Raw genomic sequence first — 265 nt, forward strand, 5'->3', positions numbered from 1 at the left:
CGTTCTTCACCCAAAATACGGTTGGTTAACGTCGATTTGACCACATTTGGACGCCCTATAATGGCAAGTTTAACTGGCTTGTCTTCAAACCCAGTCTTGCTATCTTCGTGTGCGCCCTCTTCACCTTCTAGGTAAAGTTCAGCTAAGTCTGCATCATCTTGTGCAAGTTCATCTTCTTCAGCGGCTAATTCAGCAATAACAGGCTGTAACGTCAGGTCTAACAGCTGGGTAATACCACGACCATGCGCAGCGGCGATTTGATACA

Annotated in this window: 1 pseudogene; it reads right to left on the bottom strand. The window is 46.4% G+C overall.

What is annotated here, in order from left to right:
- Positions 1 to 265 (bottom strand): annotated as a pseudogene (locus CWC11_RS21200) (ribosome biogenesis GTPase Der); the annotation flags it as partial.

Origin of the sequence: Pseudoalteromonas sp. S3178, from assembly GCF_005886985.1 — a bacterium.
Taxonomy (GTDB): Bacteria; Pseudomonadota; Gammaproteobacteria; order Enterobacterales; family Alteromonadaceae; genus Pseudoalteromonas; species Pseudoalteromonas carrageenovora.